This is a genomic window from Williamsia sp. Y844 (assembly GCF_056786475.1).
On the sequence record NZ_JBXCJB010000002.1, the window covers coordinates 880925 to 897043 of the forward strand.

14 protein-coding genes are annotated in these 16119 nt (G+C 65.0%); 10 read left to right on the forward strand and 4 right to left on the reverse strand.

The genetic code is table 11. The features are described 5' to 3' along the window. The first annotated feature begins 1 nt into the window (after position 1). The gene (locus AC1TQG_RS16360; RefSeq protein WP_482138573.1) at positions 2-1294 is read left to right on the forward strand and encodes a sensor histidine kinase; all 1293 of its coding nucleotides are present in this window, start codon (positions 2-4) and stop codon (positions 1292-1294) included. Positions 1295-1306: 12 nt separating this feature from the next. Here the strand turns inward: AC1TQG_RS16360 and AC1TQG_RS16365 are convergent, their stop codons facing one another. After that, a complete protein-coding gene (locus AC1TQG_RS16365) occupies positions 1307-1852 on the reverse strand; it encodes a GtrA family protein (protein WP_482138575.1) in 546 nt (181 codons plus the stop codon). 225 nt (positions 1853-2077) lie between these two features. On the opposite strand from AC1TQG_RS16365, the gene AC1TQG_RS16370 reads away from it, so the two are divergent. Then, positions 2078-3286, forward strand: a complete 1209-nt coding sequence (locus AC1TQG_RS16370) for a 5-(carboxyamino)imidazole ribonucleotide synthase (RefSeq protein ID WP_482138792.1) — start codon at positions 2078-2080, stop codon at positions 3284-3286. Then, the gene (purE, locus tag AC1TQG_RS16375; protein WP_482138577.1) at positions 3270-3803 is read left to right on the forward strand and encodes a 5-(carboxyamino)imidazole ribonucleotide mutase; all 534 of its coding nucleotides are present in this window, start codon (positions 3270-3272) and stop codon (positions 3801-3803) included. Before AC1TQG_RS16370 ends, purE begins: the two co-directional genes overlap by 17 nt. 58 nt (positions 3804-3861) lie before the next feature. On the opposite strand, the gene AC1TQG_RS16380 is transcribed toward purE, so the two are convergent. Then, positions 3862-4686, reverse strand: coding sequence for a dienelactone hydrolase family protein (locus AC1TQG_RS16380; RefSeq protein ID WP_482138578.1), 825 nt, complete (start codon positions 4684-4686; stop codon positions 3862-3864). Between the two features lie 168 nt (positions 4687-4854). Here AC1TQG_RS16380 and AC1TQG_RS16385 point away from each other — a divergent pair, with 168 nt between their 5' ends. From AC1TQG_RS16385 to AC1TQG_RS16410, 6 genes are all read left to right on the forward strand, one after another. Next, complete coding sequence (locus AC1TQG_RS16385; RefSeq protein WP_482138580.1) at positions 4855-6015, forward strand: acyl-CoA dehydrogenase; 1161 nt, start codon at positions 4855-4857, stop codon at positions 6013-6015. A gap of 78 nt (positions 6016-6093) precedes the next feature. Continuing rightward, positions 6094-7296 carry a sensor histidine kinase gene (locus AC1TQG_RS16390; RefSeq protein WP_482138582.1) on the forward strand — a complete coding sequence of 401 codons (1203 nt, stop codon included), beginning with the start codon at positions 6094-6096 and terminating at the stop codon, positions 7294-7296. Beyond that, positions 7293-8006 (forward strand): response regulator transcription factor, encoded by a 714-nt coding sequence (locus AC1TQG_RS16395; protein WP_482138583.1) that lies wholly within the window; start codon positions 7293-7295, stop codon positions 8004-8006. The genes AC1TQG_RS16390 and AC1TQG_RS16395 overlap by 4 nt, the downstream gene beginning before the upstream one ends. Before the next feature lie 173 nt (positions 8007-8179). Beyond that, entirely contained in the window at positions 8180-8941 is a 762-nt protein-coding gene (locus AC1TQG_RS16400; RefSeq protein ID WP_482138585.1) for an ABC transporter ATP-binding protein, read from the forward strand. Then, a complete protein-coding gene (locus AC1TQG_RS16405; protein WP_482138587.1) occupies positions 8938-11391 on the forward strand; it encodes an FtsX-like permease family protein in 2454 nt (817 codons plus the stop codon). The genes AC1TQG_RS16400 and AC1TQG_RS16405 overlap by 4 nt, the downstream gene beginning before the upstream one ends. Before the next feature lie 72 nt (positions 11392-11463). Beyond that, positions 11464-12528 carry an Rv2578c family radical SAM protein gene (locus tag AC1TQG_RS16410; protein ID WP_482138589.1) on the forward strand — a complete coding sequence of 355 codons (1065 nt, stop codon included), beginning with the start codon at positions 11464-11466 and terminating at the stop codon, positions 12526-12528. A gap of 2 nt (positions 12529-12530) precedes the next feature. Here the strand turns inward: AC1TQG_RS16410 and AC1TQG_RS16415 are convergent, their stop codons facing one another. Together AC1TQG_RS16415 and AC1TQG_RS16420 are read right to left on the reverse strand one after the other, a co-directional pair. Continuing rightward, positions 12531-13235 (reverse strand): TIGR03089 family protein, encoded by a 705-nt coding sequence (locus tag AC1TQG_RS16415; protein WP_482138591.1) that lies wholly within the window; start codon positions 13233-13235, stop codon positions 12531-12533. Further along, positions 13235-15013: an LCP family protein gene (locus AC1TQG_RS16420; protein ID WP_482138592.1), complete on the reverse strand. Its 1779-nt coding sequence runs from the start codon at positions 15011-15013 to the stop codon at positions 13235-13237. Before AC1TQG_RS16420 ends, AC1TQG_RS16415 begins: the two co-directional genes overlap by 1 nt. 220 nt (positions 15014-15233) lie before the next feature. On the opposite strand from AC1TQG_RS16420, the gene rfbD reads away from it, so the two are divergent. After that, the gene (rfbD, locus tag AC1TQG_RS16425; RefSeq protein ID WP_482138793.1) at positions 15234-16109 is read left to right on the forward strand and encodes a dTDP-4-dehydrorhamnose reductase; all 876 of its coding nucleotides are present in this window, start codon (positions 15234-15236) and stop codon (positions 16107-16109) included. Positions 16110-16119 lie beyond the last annotated feature (10 nt).

Consider the following 16119-nt stretch of genomic DNA (forward strand, 5'->3'; position numbering starts at 1 on the left):
GATGATCGGCATGGTCGTGGGCATCGGGCTGCTCCTCGGCGTGCCCCTGATGGTCACCGCCTGGTGGTGGGTGGACGACACCGCACACCAGGACCTCGATGACCGCCTCAAACGTATCTCGACAGAACTGCTCCTCCAGGAAGGCTCCGACGGCACGATCACCGGGGCACTCGATCGGGAGAAGTTTCGCCTGCTCATCCCTGCCGAGGGCCGATTGGTGATCACTTTTCCGGTGGCGACGACGAGCGGGACCGAACAACGGGAAGTCGGCATCGGCACCGAGTTCGATGAACGATCGGTCAGCGAATCGCTCGCCTTGGGGGAGGCGGGGTCGTTGACCCTGTCGATTCCGCAGACCCAGGTGCGCAGCAGGCAGTTGGCTGCCGTCGGCGTCGTGTCGCTGGTCGTGACGATGTCCGTGATCGCAGGCGTCGTGGTCGCGGCCGTCACCGCCGGGCGGCTGGCCGATCCACTCGAAGATGTCGCGGAGCGCGCGGCGCGGATGGCGCAGGGTGACTTCGGGACCGAAGGCAGGCACTACGACATCGAAGAGCTCGACCGGATGTCGTCCGCTCTCGACGCCGCGAACCGGGAGATCATCACCCGGCTCGAACGGGAGGGCCGGATCGTCGGCGAGGTATCCCATCAACTTCGTAGTCGGCTCACCGCGATCCGGCTACGGCTCGAAGAGTTGTCGATCCATCCCGACACCGATGTCGTCAGCGAAGCGGAAGCGGCCTTGGGACAGGTGGAACGACTGACCAACGAACTCGACGAGCTGATCACCGCGGCCCGCGGCGAACAGGTCGCGATGCTCGAGCCGGTCGACATCTCGCAGCAGGTCGCGTTGGTGGTCTCCGACTTCGATCAGGCGTTCGCGGTGCAGGGTCGTCAGTTGACCGTGCAGACGACCGGACAGGCTGCCGCACGGGTGACGCCCACCCGGTTGCGGGAGGCGCTCGCGGTGCTCGTCGACAACGCACTGCAACACGGTCAGGGCGATACCGTCGTCGACACCCAGGAACTGCCTGGCAGCGGCATGATCCGGATCTCGGTGTCGGATCAGGGTCCGGGCGTGACCGACAAAAGTGCGCCGCACGTATTTCAGCGCGGCTATTCGGAGGGCGGTTCGAGCGGTGTCGGACTGTCGCTGGCGAGATCTCTCATCGAGGCCGATGGCGGTCGGCTGGATCTGTTGCATCGTCGTCCACCGACGTTCGCGATTGTCGTGCCCAGGTACGACGTCGAGGAGGACAGCGCGGATGCATCGAACAGCCGGGTAGAGCCCCGGTGAACCCCGGACCGCTCAGCTGTGGCCGAGGTCGCCGGGTGCTGGTTCGAGACCGGTGGGGACCGATCCGCCTGCGTCCAGCTCGGACTCGGGGAAGGCGAAGCGGCGCAGCGCCCAGAATCGGAATGCCATCTGGAGCAGATTGCCGATGATGTAGCCCAGGACGAAGTCGATGAAGACCAGCTGGGTGACATCGACCGAACTACGGATGTCGAAGAGGTTGTTGGCGACGAACAGCGGCGCTGCCTGCAACACGACGCCGACGCCGCTGATCGCGAAGAACAGCATGGCTTCGTGGTGCGTTTCGCGGCCGCCACGGTTCTTGAATGCCCACTCGCGGTTGAGGACGTAGCTGACGATCGTGGCCAGTACACCGGAGATGATCTTGGCGATGACCGGCTTGTTGTCGAGAACGGTCAAGCTCAGCGAATAGAAGATCGCCATGTCGAGGATCATCATCGATCCGCCGATGATCGCGAACTTGATCAGCTCGTTGTGACGCATCGCCAGCGCTCGGATCGGCGCTGGAGTACGGGACAGCAGCCCGTCGATGAATGACACAAGGATGCAGTCTACGAAATAACCACCCGCCGGAACGAATCTCCGTGCGTGTGGCCTGCCCGTGTCATTCATCTGGGGTCGAACATGACACGATTGGTAGCCGTGACGAGTGATCGAATCCCATCCCCTGAATCGATCGTGGCAACGGCTCCGCCTGCCCCTGCCCCGGCCCCGGCAGGAAGCGCCGCCGCGGCGACCGGCAGTCGGCAGGCAGCGGTATCGGGTATGCCGGTGGTGACCATGATCGGCGGCGGTCAGCTGGCCCGGATGACACACCAGGCAGCGATTGCGCTTGGCCAGCGGCTGCGGGTCTTGGCCGCTTCAGCCGACGAACCCGCCGGTCAGGTGACCCCTGACCTGGTTCTGGGTTCACATACCAACCTCGACGATCTGCGAGCCGCCGCCCGCGGTTGCCATGCGCTGACCTTCGATCACGAAGGTGTGCCCGTCGAACATCTCGAGGTTCTCGTCTCCGAGGGCGTCAAGGTGTTTCCGCCGCCGACCGCGTTGATCTACGCCCAGGACAAACTGGCGATGCGCGGCAAACTGGCATCACTGGGCGCCCCGATCCCGGACTACGTGGAATTGGCGGGCGCTGATCCGCAGGCTCAACTGATCGAATTCGGTGACCGACATCACTGGGAGATCGTCCTCAAAGCGATCCGCGGCGGCTACGACGGGCGTGGTGTCTGGCTCCTGGAGAGTCGGGAGCAGGCACTCGAAGTCCTGGCGAAGGCCCCCGAGGGAACGGCGTTGATGGCCGAGCAGAAGGTGGCGCTGCGCCGTGAACTGTCGGCGATGGTCGGGCGCTCACCCTTCGGTCAGGGAGCGGTGTGGCCGGTCGTCGAAACCGTGCAGCGCAAAGGTCAGTGCGCCGTCGTGATCGCGCCGGCACCGTCCCTCGACCCCGATGTCGCAGCGCAGGCGCAGCGTCTGGCGTTGTCGCTCGCCGCTGAACTCGGTGTGGTGGGCGTGATGGCGGTGGAATTGTTCGAAACCAAGGATGGCGAGCTGCTGGTGAACGAGCTGGCGATGCGGCCGCACAACAGTGGCCACTGGAGCATGGACGGCGCGGTCACCGGGCAGTTCGAACAGCATCTGCGCGCCGTGCTCGATTACCCGCTCGGCGACACCGGCGCCCTCGTGCCGATCACCGTGATGGCCAACATCCTCGGTGCCGAGCAGGCGCCGGAGATGTCGATGGACGAGCGCCTGCATCACCTGTTCGCGCGGATTCCGCAGGCCAGGGTGCACCTCTATGGCAAGGGCGAACGGCCGGACCGCAAGATCGGGCACATCAACGTGCTCGGCGCGGCGTCCGACGACATCGACAACCCGGCCGATGTGGCGCGGGTGCGGGAGGTTGCCGAACGGGCGGCACACTGGATGTCGACCGGGATCTGGACCGATGGATGGGATGTGCACGGTGAGTGAAACTGCAGGGGCGGCGTCAGGACCGCGGGTCGGCCTGATCATGGGCAGCGATTCGGACTGGCCGACGATGGAGGCCGCCGCCGAGGCGCTCGCGGAGTTCGGCGTTCGATTCGAGGTGGGTGTCGTCTCCGCGCACCGCACACCGCAACGCATGCTCGACTACGCCAAAGATGCTGCCGGCCGAGGTATTTCGGTGATCATCGCCGGCGCCGGCGGCGCCGCGCACCTGCCGGGCATGGTGGCATCGGCGACGCCGCTACCGGTGATCGGTGTACCGGTGCCGTTGAAGTATCTCGACGGCATGGATTCATTGCTGTCGATCGTGCAGATGCCGGCCGGAGTGCCGGTGGCCACCGTATCGATCGGCGGGGCCCGCAATGCCGGCCTGCTGGCGGTCCGGATCCTGGCTTCGTCTGAACCGGCGCTGCGGGCCCGGATGGAACAGTTCCAGGCCGACCTCAACGACATGGTCCTGGCCAAAGATCAAGCGCTGCAGGACAAACTGCTCGGCGAGTAGTGATGGTCGCGTCGAGCGTGTAGTTGTGGCGAGGAGCACTCGGTCGATGCCGCGGCAACTACACGCTCGACAACAACTTGCGGCGGAACAGGTCGAGGACTTCGTCAAGTGCCTGTCGGGTGGGCTGGCCGGGTTCGTCGATGAGGTGTTCGGTCAATGCCGAGTGCGGCGGCATCGGTGACGGCCCGGCTGCGCTGTCGTCGAGTTCGATCGCCACAAATGCGTCACCGAGCTGTTTGCGCAGAAATTCGAAACGCTTTGGGGGAGATATGTGGTCGCCCTTGAATCGGACGCCCAGTACCTGAAGGCCTTTGGCGCAGCGGCCTTTGACGGTGTCGAGCTCCTCGGGCGAGATGTCGATATTGCCTGCCAATGCGTTGATCGGCCGAAAAGGCAGCGACGGTTGGGCGAGCACGGGTGCCAGTAGCCGTTCGTCGGTGGCCATCGCCAATGCGAACCCGCCGGTGAAACACATTCCGATCGCGCCGACGCCTGGTCCGCCACAGCGACCGTGTTCGTCGGCGGCGAGTGCGCGCAGCCAGGTGACGACCGGCGAGGACTTCCCGGTGGCCAGGGTGGTGAACTCGCTGCTGATACAGGTCGGGATGAGTGAGGCGGCCATTTTTGCCAGGTCTGCGGGCCCGGAACTGTTGGGGTCCAGACCGTCGATCCCAAAGAGGCTGGGAAGCACTGCGGTGCAACCGATATCGGACACCTTGCGGGCGAACTCGAGGACTTTCGGTGTGATGCCGGGTATCTCGGCGATGATGATCACCGCGGGTCCGTGTCCACGCCGGTAGATGGTCCTGGTCTTGCCGAAATGTGTGAAATCCGTCTTCTCGAAATCGGAGAGTGCTTCTGTCGGTGCTCTCTGGCCGCTCATCTGTGATCGCCTTTCGACATGCGGGTCTTCGGGTGCGCCAAGGCTAGCTTTCGTGGGCGTGTGACGGGGCCCGAACAGACTTCAGTTACCCGGCAGTAACTGAACCGATCGCCGGTACTAGAATTGCGGCGAAGGAAAATCGCACTGGCGCCTACTAGGAGTGTTCTGATGGCCGGCAATCCCGACTTCGATCTGTTCAAGCTCGCTGAAGAGCACGATGAGCTGCGTTCCGCGATTCGGGCGCTCTCGGAAAAAGAAATCGAACCACACGCGGCAGACGTCGATGAGAATGCGCGATTCCCGGAAGAGGCGCTCACCGCGCTGAAGGCTTCGGGTTTCAACGCCATCCATGTGCCCGAGGAATACGACGGCCAGGGCGGTGACTCGGTCGCGGCGTGCATCGTGATCGAAGAGGTCGCCCGCGTCTGCGCGTCGTCCTCGCTCATCCCGGCCGTGAACAAACTCGGCACGATGGGATTGATCCTCAAGGGTTCCGAGGAACTCAAGAGGCAGGTTCTGCCGACCCTCGCCAGTGGCGAGGCGATGGCCTCCTACGCGCTGTCCGAGCGCGAAGCCGGTTCCGATGCCGCATCGATGAAGACCCGCGCGAAGGCCGTCGGCGACGACTGGGTGCTCAACGGCTCCAAGTGCTGGATCACCAACGGCGGTAAGTCCACCTGGTACACCGTCATGGCCGTCACCGATCCCGACAAGGGTGCCAACGGCATCTCCTCGTTCATCGTCCACAAGGACGACCCCGGCTTCACGGTCGGCCCGCTGGAGAAGAAGCTCGGCATCAAGGGTTCACCGACCGCGGAGCTGTACTTCGAGAACTGCACCATCCCGGGTGACCGCATCATCGGCGAGCCGGGCACCGGTTTCAAGACCGCGCTCGAGACCCTCGACCACACCCGCCCGACCATCGGCGCACAGGCCGTCGGTATCGCACAGGGCGCGTTGGACCAGGCGATCGCCTACACCAAGGATCGCAAGCAGTTCGGCAAGTCGATCAGCACCTTCCAGGGTGTGGAGTTCATGCTCGCCGACATGGCGATGAAGGTCGAGGCCGCCCGCCTGATGGTGTACACCTCGGCAGCGCGCGCCGAGCGGGGCGAGAAGAACCTCGGGTTCATCTCGGCCGCTGCCAAGTGTTTCGCCTCGGATGTGGCCATGGAGGTCACCACCGACGCGGTGCAGCTGTTCGGTGGCGCCGGCTACACCCGCGACTTCCCGGTCGAGCGGATGATGCGCGATGCCAAGATCACTCAGATCTACGAAGGCACCAACCAGATCCAGCGTGTCGTGATGTCGCGCGCACTGTTGCGCTGACCTCATCTGGTGGCCCCCGGCACAGATCAGACCGTGGTCTGATGCCGGGTACCACCGGTGGCCACTAGGTTGAACGCAATGAACACCCAGCGGATCCTCGAACGCTGGAACCGGTTTGCCGAGCCGCGACGGCTCCTGCTCGATTCACTGCTCGCCGCCGCACTTGTGGTGGCCGCGGTGGTGCCCGAACTCTGGGAATCGATGGGTGAACACCGTTGGTGGCGGATTCTCCTGGGGTCGGTCGTGTGCGCGGCACTCGCGTTCCGCAGGACCCGACCTGACATCGCCGGCCTGACCATCGCCGGTGCCGCGGTGATCCACGTCATCGTTGACCAAGACGCCAGCCCGGCGGTCAGTGTGACCGCTCTGATTGGCCTCTACTCGATGGCCGCCTATGGATCCGAGTGGGGAACCCGCGCTGCTCTGGTGCTGGGGATCGGCTGTGCGGTTGCGGCGTCGGGAAAGTACTATTCGGTCCCCGACGAAGGACATTCCTTCAACTACACCGTCACAGGTGTCGCCTTCCTGGCCGCGTTCGCGGCCGGGGTATGGGCGGTCGGAATGCTGCGGCGGACGCGGATTCGTGAGGTCGCAACATTGCGCGAACGGGCGCGGCTACTCGAACTCGAGCGTGCCCAGGAGGCCGAACTCGCCGCGGTCGGTGAACGAACCCGCATCGCCCGGGAGATGCACGACATCATCGCCCACACCCTGACCGTTGTCATCGCTCAGGCTGATGGCGGACGCTATGCGGCACAGCAAGATCCGGACGTGGCGGTCAAGGTGCTCGCGACGATCGCAGACAATGGCAGGCAGGCGTTGTCGGACATGCGGGCGCTGCTCGGGGTTCTGCGAGATGACGGCCCGCGCGAGATCCGTGCGGTCCCGGGTATCGCCGATCTCCCGGACCTGGTGGCAACAGTCCGGTCGGGCGGGTTGCCGGTCCGGTTCCAGGCGATCGGTGAACCTCGGGACGTGTCGGTGGGGTGCGCGCTGACCGCGTATCGAATTGTCCAGGAATCCCTGACGAACATTCTCAAACACGCGGGGACCGACGTCACCGCAGATGTCGAATTACGCTGGGAGAATGAGATGTTGACGATCGTTGTATCCGACGATGGACGCGGCCGAACAGGGTTGGCGACCGAATCCACCGGGAAGGGTCTGCTCGGGATGCGGGAGCGTGCGGAGTTGCACGGCGGATCAGTGAGTACCGGAAGTCGTTCGGACCGTCCCGGATATCAGGTGCGCGCGGTGCTGCCGGTGGGGGTCTCGCGATGACCGACCTGATCCAAGTGGGCCTCGTCGACGATCAATCTCTCGTCCGGGCCGGGTTGGGCATGGTCATCAACTCGCAGCCGGATATGGCGGTGGTGTTCGAAGCCGGTGACGGAGCCGAATCCATGACGCGGCTTTCAGGGGCGTACGCCGACGTCCTGCTCATGGACGTGCAGATGCCGGGTGTCGACGGAATCGCGGCGACCCGGGCGATTTTAGAGCGCGGTCCCGCCGCACCAAAAGTGCTTATCCTGACCACTTTTGACACGGATGAGTATCTCTTTGCGGCCATCTCGGCCGGTGCCAGTGGCTTTCTGCTGAAAGACGCACAGCCGGAGGACCTGCTGGCCGCCATCCGCACGGTGCACGCCGGAGACGCGGTGATAGCGCCGCGGTCGACCCGACGTCTGCTTGCACACGTGGCCGCGACCGCTTCCCTGCCACCCCGCTCCGCCGCATCGGGTGGCGGCTCGGTTGCGACGACATTGATCGATGCCCTGACACCACGCGAAACCGAAGTCCTACAAGCGATTGCGATCGGTAAAACAAACACCGAAATCGCCGCGGACTTCCACCTCTCGCTCGCCACCGTGAAAACCCACATCGGTCGGATCCTGACAAAAACCGAGTCCCGGGACCGCGTTCAGGTGGTGCTCTACGCGTTACGGTCCGGCCTGGTCGGGATCGACGACATCCTCGGTCTCCACCAGTAACCGCAGGACCCTACCGGCCGGCACGGTCATCCCGCCGGCTGATGACGTCAGACCGTGGTCTGACGTCTCGTGTGCTGTGAAAGTCGTTCCGTGCGCTGATGTTCGATGACCCATCGCGGCAATACGTTTGTCCTGCAGATCAAACGATCTAGCAGACAACGGAGGGTACGTCGATGTCGGAGACAATCGCGGCACGTGCGATAGGGGTACACAAGTCATACGGTGACGGTGGGGCAGTGGTGCATGCACTGCGCGACGTCAGTGTGGACGTCCCGGCGGGGAAGTTCACAGCCATCATGGGTCCGTCGGGGTCGGGTAAGTCGACACTGATGCACTGCCTGGCGGGCCTGGACACACCCACCGCGGGAACAGTGATCATCGGGGACACCGATCTTTCCCGCTGCAACGATACTGCGCGCACCCGACTTCGGCGCCGTGAACTGGGGTTCGTGTTCCAATCGTTCAACCTGTTGCCGGCGTTGACGGCGCGCGCGAACATCGTCTTGCCACTGACACTCGATCGGCGGTCCCCGGACGCGGCCTGGTTCGACGAACTCGTCGATGTGCTCGGTATCGCCGAGCGTCTTGATCACAAGCCCAACGAACTCTCCGGCGGCCAGCAACAGCGTGTTGCGATCGCGAGGGCCCTGCTCGGTCGGCCGCGACTGGTTTTGGCCGATGAGCCCACCGGCAACCTCGACAGTGCCTCCGGCGCACAGGTGTTGTCGCTGTTGCAGGCGAGCAGCAGGAGCGGTGGCCAAACCATTGTCATGGTGACACACGATCCGGTGGCTGCGAGCTACTGCGACCAGGTGCTGCTGATGGCCGACGGCGGCTTGGTCGATCGAATCGACTCTCCCACAGTCGAATCGGTACTCGAATCTCATCTGCGCCTCGGTTCGGCGGCAGTGCCTCTGGTGAGAGAGCAACGATGAGGGCCTACGCGTTGGCGCAACTTCGCGCGTACAAGGGGCGATATATTGCTTCCGCTCTGGCGGTGATGATCTCCGTGGCCTTTGTTGCAGCGACACTGACCCTGACGGCAACGTCGACTGTGTCGATGCGTGATGCGGTCGCGGGCCAGTTCTCCGGAACCGATGCCGCAGCGGTGGTTCCAGGGGAGTTCGCCGACCGCATCGCCGAAGAGTTGGTGGATCTTCCTGGCGTCGAGGCAGTAGCCGTGGATCGGACCCGCTGGGTCAATGTCAGCAGTGGCGGCAAGACGTACAACCAGGTGGAGTTGGGTGCGATGGCTACCGACAATGCACTCCGGTGGCACCAGCTCTCCACCGGGACGTGGCCGGAGGGCCCGGGGCAGGTGGTGGCCTACGCCGGCTCGAACTTCGCTGTTGGGGAACGGTTGTATCTGCGGCCCGACGTCGGCACAGCCACCGATCAAGAGCCTACCGAGATGGCAGTGGTCGGCCTGCTGGAAGCGACCGGTGCGGCCGATGGCGCGCAACTCTTCGGAGCCGCGGAGGCGGTCTCTGCCATGGATACCGGGCGAAGCTTCGAAGGCGCCGAGGGTGTGATGATCCGAACCGCGTTTGCACCCGGAGCCGATTCGGATGCCGTATTCGACACGGTCCGGACGCAGGTCACCGCAATCCCCGGAGGTGAGGTCCTGAGCGGCGACGAGGCAGCGGACAGGAAAGTCGGCCTGTTCACCGGAGGCTCCGACGTGCTCGCCACGGTGTTGCTGACGTTTGCCGCCATCACAGCACTGGTGTCCTGTCTTGTCATCTCCAATACCTTTGCGGTCTTGGTGACTTCGCGTGCACGTGAACTCGCGTTGCTGCGTTGTATCGGGGCCGAGGGATCGCAGGTGCGTTTCGCGGTGCGTCTCGAGGCCCTGATCCTGGGTGTCCTTGCGTCGGTGATCGGGGTGGGGGTTGGCATCGGAGGTGTTGCGTTGACAACGGTCATCGCGCAGGTCAGTGGTGCGCGACTACCGCTGACCGATCTGTCGATTCCGGTGTCGGCGTTGGTGGTTCCACCAATCCTCGGTGTGGTGATGACGTTGGTGGCGGCGACGGTGCCGGGCCGGTTGGCCACGAGAGTCTCACCGTTGGCCGCAGGTGCCGGTCGAGAGGTCGCCGACGGCAGGCGAAAGCCGATCGGTCGACTGGTGAGCGCCGCCGCCCTCGCGATGGTGGGTGGGGTGTCGCTGATCGGCGGCGTCGCATCCGGATCTGTTCTGGTCGCCGCGGGTGGTGGTGCGATGACTTTCCTGGCCATCATGCTTGCCTCGGTTGTGCTCTTGCCGCCTCTGGTCCGTGGTGCAGGCCTGGCCGGTGCCCGCCTCCTGCGACCAACAGCTGCCGGACCTATTGCCGAACTGGCCGCCACGAACGCGGGCCGGTCGCCACGCCGTACGGCCGCAACCGCATCGGCTCTGATCATCGGGATCACCCTGACCACGATGATGGTTGTCGGGGTCGAAGCGGTGAAATCGAGCGCCACTCAATTGATATCCGAGCGGGAGCCGGTCGACATGGTGATCTCGTCGGGAACGCCGCTACCTGATGAGTTGGTTGCCTCAATCGGACGGACTGCGGGAGTGGTCGAGGTGGCCACGGTGACCCGCACCCCGATCGTGGTCGACGGTGTACCGCTGACAGTGGGTGCAGTCGCACCGGCGCAATTGCAGAAGGTGATGCGAAGTGGCCAGGCCCCGACGGCCGGCACGATCGCCCTGGCCCCAGCGGATCGTGCACTCGCTGACGTCGAGATGGGGGAACAGGTCGTCGTGGAGTCAGCCGGAATTGCGCGGACGCTGACGGTGATCGACGGGGCAGCGGGTTCCTATGCCGATCGTGGCGTGATCTCCGCCGCCGCGGCGTCGACCGGAGTCGCGGTCCGGTTGGACTCGGTTGGTGCCGACAGCGCCGCTGTCGTGACAGTCCTTCGTGGTTTGATCGCCGACGCCATACCGGACGCGACACTCTCCGGCGGGGTGGAGGTCGGCAGACAACTCGACGACATGCTCACGTTGATCCTGGGAATTGTGTTGGCATTATTGGCGGTTTCGGTGCTTGTTGCGCTGATCGGGGTCGGGAACACCATGGCGCTGTCGGTGATCGATCGACGCCGGGAGAACGCACTCCTGCGGGTGATCGGACTCAGTCGGCGCGGTGTCACGGGCGTGCTCCTCGGCGAGGCGGCGGTCATCGCGGCGGTGGCGTCCGCGGTGGGCGTGGCACTCGGGACCGGGTACGGTCTGGCCGGCGCGGCATCGGTGCTCGGGATCGACAAGTTTGCGGCCCCGGATATGCCGTGGATGGCGTTGGCGGGGATTGTTGCGGTCGGCGGACTTGCCGGCCTGCTCAGCGCTGCTCTGCCGGCCCGGCAAGCACTCCGGGTGGATCCGGTTGCGGCGCTGTGATCTACGCGGGGGGATCACCTGTGTTCGGGTGATGGACTTGACATCAAATAGAACGGATGTTCGACTGGTCACATGCGATGGGACGGGCAACTCCTCGACGCCGAACCCGACGCGGGGGAGGACTCGGCCGCTCCAGCCTTACCGGGGCTGGAGCGGGCCGGTCTCGTCCGATCGGTACAGACGCCCGACTTCGACGGCGTGACCTTCCATGAGGTCCTCTGTAAGAGCGCGCTCAACAAGGTGCCCGAGGGGCCGCAGGTGCCGTTTCGGTGGACCATCAATCCGATGCGAGGATGCCTGCACCAGTGCGTGTACTGCTTCGCCCGCGGAACACACGAATACCTCGACCTCGATGCCGGACGCGACTTCGACACGCAGATCGTCGTGAAGATGAATGTGGCCGCGGTGCTGCGAAAAGAGTTGTCGCGCAGGAGTTGGAAGCGTGAACCGGTGGCGCTCGGCAGTAACTCCGATCCCTACCACCGGGCAGAAGGGCGCTATCGGCTGATGCCGGGGATCATCGGCGCGCTGGCCGATTCCGGCACTCCGATGTCGATCCTCACCAAGGGGACGTTGTTGCGCCGCGACCTTCCGCTGTTGACGCTTGCGTCGCAGAAGGTTCCGGTGTCGATCGGGATCTCTTTGGCGCTTCTCGACGAAGATCTGCGCAAGCAGGTGGAGCCCGGTGCCCCGTCGGCCCGCGCGCGCCTGGATCTGATCACCGCCGTCCGGGACGCTGGATTGGATTGTCATGTGATGGCGGCGCCAATTCTGCCGCAGCTCACCGATTCTCGCGGGGCACTCGACGAGTTGTTCGGTGCGCTGGCGGCCGCGGGCGCCACCTCGGTGACCGCGTTTTCGATGCATCTCCGTGGCCCCACCCGGAACTGGTATCTGACGTGGCTCGGGGAGAACCATCCGGCATTGATGAAGAGCTACCGTCAGATCTACGGGCGCGGGGCCTATGCCGCACCGGAATACCAGCGGTGGTTACGCGACCGCACGACGCCGCTCATCGAGAAGCACGGGCTCGCCTGCACCCCGGACGACGGCTCGGAGGACGTCGGCCAGAACCCGCTCCGTGGAACGTTGCCAACGCATGCGCCGGTGAAAGAGCCTGAGCCCACACTCTTTTGAGCTCAGAGCAGGGTCGCGGTGACCTTCTCTGTGGTGGCACGTGCGGCCAGCTTGCTGTCATCGGGATGGGCCACCTGCACCAGTGAACCGCCGGCGATCAGGGGCATCAGCAGGTTTGTGATCAGGCGGTCGGCGGTGTCCCAGGTACCCGTGGACATGACCCGTGAACCCGCCACGATCCCGGTCTCGTCGGCAACAGCGGTGGCCGCTGAGACGATCTGCGCCACGGTTCGACCGTCGAGCGCCAGGTCGGCGGGCCCGCTCGGACGAAACTGGTCCCCGTGCACCCGCACCGACGCCGCATAGTCGGTAAGGCCGATCGGCAGATCACGCATGGGCATACCGAAGGGGTCGAGCGAGACCACCGCGATCTCGGGTGCCTGTTCCATGGCCTCGAGGGTGTCCATCGAGCAGAAGGCCAGTGCGGCATCGTCGCTGTATCCCAGGCGCACATGCATTCCGGCCCACCATGCGCCGAGCAGGACCCCTGCGGTCTGCCAATGTGCAGGCAGATCGACGGCCACGACATCACCCGGCATCAATCCGAACTCATCACGAATCATGTTCGCGGTCTTGGCAGCCCAGTTGGCAGCGGTCAGACCCGACAGTTCGGTCCGCTCACCGGTGGTGTCATTGTAGTAGGTCAGAAGCGGTTGGGTGCCGTCTCTGGTCAGCGCCGGATCGAGTGCGGCGTCTGCAAGGGTCATCAATTGACACACTCCGGGCCGGTTCCACCGGCAGTGATTCGAGGGGCGGGTGGAGCGGGGGGTGCGATGTCACCATCAGAATCCTGGCTGCCCTGTGGACCGGAATCATTGATCGAACCCGGCCCGGTGTAGCTGTCGGTCAGTAGGACACGAACGGTGTTCGGGGGCAGCGACGGATCCGCGATGATCGACAGTCCGCCGAGATCTTTGGCCACAGCTTTCGCGCCGGGATCGTCGGTGGTCGCCGCGAGCACCTGGCTGTCGACGGTGTCGTTGAGGTCGTTGTCCGTTTCGCCGGGGAGATATCCCTTGCCCGCAACGATCCGCGACACATTGGTTGCCAGTCCGTCGACCGTGCCGGTGTTGATCACGTCGACGGTGTAGTCGGCGGCCACGAACACAGTGGTGCCGGAGGCATCCTTTTCGCCGAGCAATCCGGCGGTGAAGGACTTGACCGCGGCCGGATCGACCTCGACCACACTCTGCAGGCCGTCGTCGCTCCAGCCCTGTTCGGTCACCACGGGAATGGTTGCGAACTGGACACGGCCACCGGACAGATCCTTGAGCTGTTCGACGAACTTGATGACGTCCCAGCTTTCGTCGATCACCACGGAGCGCGATACCGCGTTCTGGAGATCGGACAGTTTGCCGGGGCTCGACAGGGTGCCGGCCGAGAGGACCTTCTGTGCCAGCGAGGCCATGAAGACCTGCTGACGCACGATGCGGTCGAGATCACCGCGTGGCAGGTCATGGCGCTGACGGACAAAGCTCAGCGCCTCGGACCCGTCCAGGGTCTGTGCTCCGGCCGGGAAATCGGCACCCGAGAACGGTTCGGAGACCGCCGCTTTGAGGCAGACATCGACTCCACCGACCGCATTGGTGAGCAGGACGAATCCCAGAAGGCCGATTTCGGCGTAGTGATCAACCTCGACGCCGGTGAGTTCGGTGACGGTGTCGATGAGGGCGTCGCGTCCGGCCTCCACGGATTTCTTGTCGGCTTTGTCCAGGTCCATGCCGTCGGTGACCAGCTCGCGGCGGCGCTCCTCCTTGGCAGCACCGTAGGCGGAGTTGATCTTGTTCATCCCGACCCCGGGGACGTCGACGTACGAGTCACGGGGAATCGAGATCGCGGTGGCCGAGGATCCGTCGTTGGGGATGCGGATGAGCAGGATCGTGTCGGTGTTCGTGCCGACATCATCTGCGGAGTGCAGCTGGGCCAGTTCCTTCTCCGAGAGCGGGTTGCCCTGCGCGTCGGTGCGTGAGTCGGTACCGACCATCAAGATGTCGACGGCGCCGTCCTTGCCGCTGCCCAGGCTCAGGCCGTCGAGCTTGGTAATGCTGTTCTCGAGGTTCGTCATCTGGTTCCAGGCGTAACCGGTCGCGACCATGACGGCGACCGAGACCACGGCCACCGCGATCCGGCTGATGGAACGAGCCGATTTCTTGTTCTCGGCGGCATCATCTGTCGCCGAGATGCCCCCTGCCAGGGCCGTCTTCTTCGGACGACCTTCGGGGGTTGGCCGGTCGCTGCGGCGGGCCCTCGGTGGTGGATCGCCTGCTTGCGGTCGCGACGGGCGGCGACCGCTTTCGGGGTCTTCCCGTCGACGCCGTGGCCGTCGCTGTTCGCCAGGCACCGCGGCGCGGGGATCGTCCGGCGATGCCCGGCGGCGTGCACCCGGCGGAGTGGGTTCGCCCGAGGGGGTGCGCGGTTGGCGACCTTCGCGCGGTGATCCGCTGCGGCGCTCACCCGACGGTCGATCCGAAGAGGGACGGTCCACGGCGGGCGGCGCTCCTATCTCTGTGTGCTGGCTCTGGCATGGATCGGCTGGGGTCTCCGGGCGCGATGTGCGGTACACCGGGGACGGACTGGTGGCAATGCTACGTGCGATTCTGGCGGCGTCGCCGGAGCTGCACCGGCGCGCCCGTGATGATGTTGTTCACGTTGGCGAATCGGGGCTCGATGCGCGGAGGCCGACCGAACCGGACATGATGGTCTGTATGCAAAGGCAATTGGGGTCTGTGGTCGTGACCGGTGCCGGCGGCCAGTTGGGCAGTCGGCTACGTATTCAAGGGGGCGAGCTGGTGCGGCCTCTGACCTCGGCCGATCTGGACATCACGGACCCGGTGGCAGTGGATTCGGTGCTCGGCGGACTCGGACCTGCCGACGTGATCATCAATTGCGCGGCCTACACCGCGGTGGACGCGGCGGAGACGGACCGGGACCGCGCATATGCGATCAACGTCACCGGACCCGCCAACCTGGCAGCCCTGACCGCCTACACCGGCGCGCACCTGATCCACATCTCGACCGACTACGTGTTCACCGGTGTGGCCGATCGCCCGATGGAACCGGATGATCCGACCGGACCGACGTCGGTCTACGGCGAGACCAAGCTGGCCGGCGAGGTCGCGGTACGCGCAGGTGACCCATCGGCGACGGTGGTCCGCACGGCGTGGGTGTACACCGGTGCGCCCGGCTGCAATGACTTCGTCGCAACCATGCGCCGGCTCGAGGGCGAACGCGACACCGTGTCGGTGGTCACCGATCAGGTGGGCTCGCCGACGTACGCGGCCGATCTGGCCGACGGCCTGCTGCAACTCGCCGCCGACATCTGCGCAGGTGGTTCACCGGCGACCGGAACCATCCTGCACGCCACGAATGCGGGGAGTTGCAGCTGGTTCGACCTCGCGCAGGCCGTATTCGCCGAGGTCGGGGCCGACCCGGCTCGGGTGCTGCCAACCACATCAGACGCATTCCCGCGCCCGGCGCCACGTCCGGCGTATTCGGTCTTGTCCGGTCAGTCGTGGCAGAAGGCCGGATTGACCCCGCTACGGGACTGGCGTTCGGCGCTGGCAGCCGCGGTCAGGGCTTGACCGGCGGTGA

Bases quoted from the DNA above. Each gene is read 5' to 3' on its own strand.
- AC1TQG_RS16360 (WP_482138573.1), top strand. From the start codon at position 2: ATGATCGGCATGGTCGTGGGCATCGGGCTGCTCCTCGGCGTGCCCCTG.
- AC1TQG_RS16370 (WP_482138792.1), top strand. From the start codon at position 2,078: ATGCCGGTGGTGACCATGATCGGCGGCGGTCAGCTGGCCCGGATGACA.
- purE (WP_482138577.1), top strand. From the start codon at position 3,270: ATGTGCACGGTGAGTGAAACTGCAGGGGCGGCGTCAGGACCGCGGGTC.
- AC1TQG_RS16380 (WP_482138578.1), bottom strand. From the start codon at position 4,686: ATGAGCGGCCAGAGAGCACCGACAGAAGCACTCTCCGATTTCGAGAAG.
- AC1TQG_RS16385 (WP_482138580.1), top strand. From the start codon at position 4,855: ATGGCCGGCAATCCCGACTTCGATCTGTTCAAGCTCGCTGAAGAGCAC.
- AC1TQG_RS16390 (WP_482138582.1), top strand. From the start codon at position 6,094: ATGAACACCCAGCGGATCCTCGAACGCTGGAACCGGTTTGCCGAGCCG.
- AC1TQG_RS16395 (WP_482138583.1), top strand. From the start codon at position 7,293: ATGACCGACCTGATCCAAGTGGGCCTCGTCGACGATCAATCTCTCGTC.
- AC1TQG_RS16400 (WP_482138585.1), top strand. From the start codon at position 8,180: ATGTCGGAGACAATCGCGGCACGTGCGATAGGGGTACACAAGTCATAC.
- AC1TQG_RS16405 (WP_482138587.1), top strand. From the start codon at position 8,938: ATGAGGGCCTACGCGTTGGCGCAACTTCGCGCGTACAAGGGGCGATAT.
- AC1TQG_RS16410 (WP_482138589.1), top strand. From the start codon at position 11,464: ATGCGATGGGACGGGCAACTCCTCGACGCCGAACCCGACGCGGGGGAG.
- AC1TQG_RS16415 (WP_482138591.1), bottom strand. From the start codon at position 13,235: ATGACCCTTGCAGACGCCGCACTCGATCCGGCGCTGACCAGAGACGGC.
- rfbD (WP_482138793.1), top strand. From the start codon at position 15,234: ATGCAAAGGCAATTGGGGTCTGTGGTCGTGACCGGTGCCGGCGGCCAG.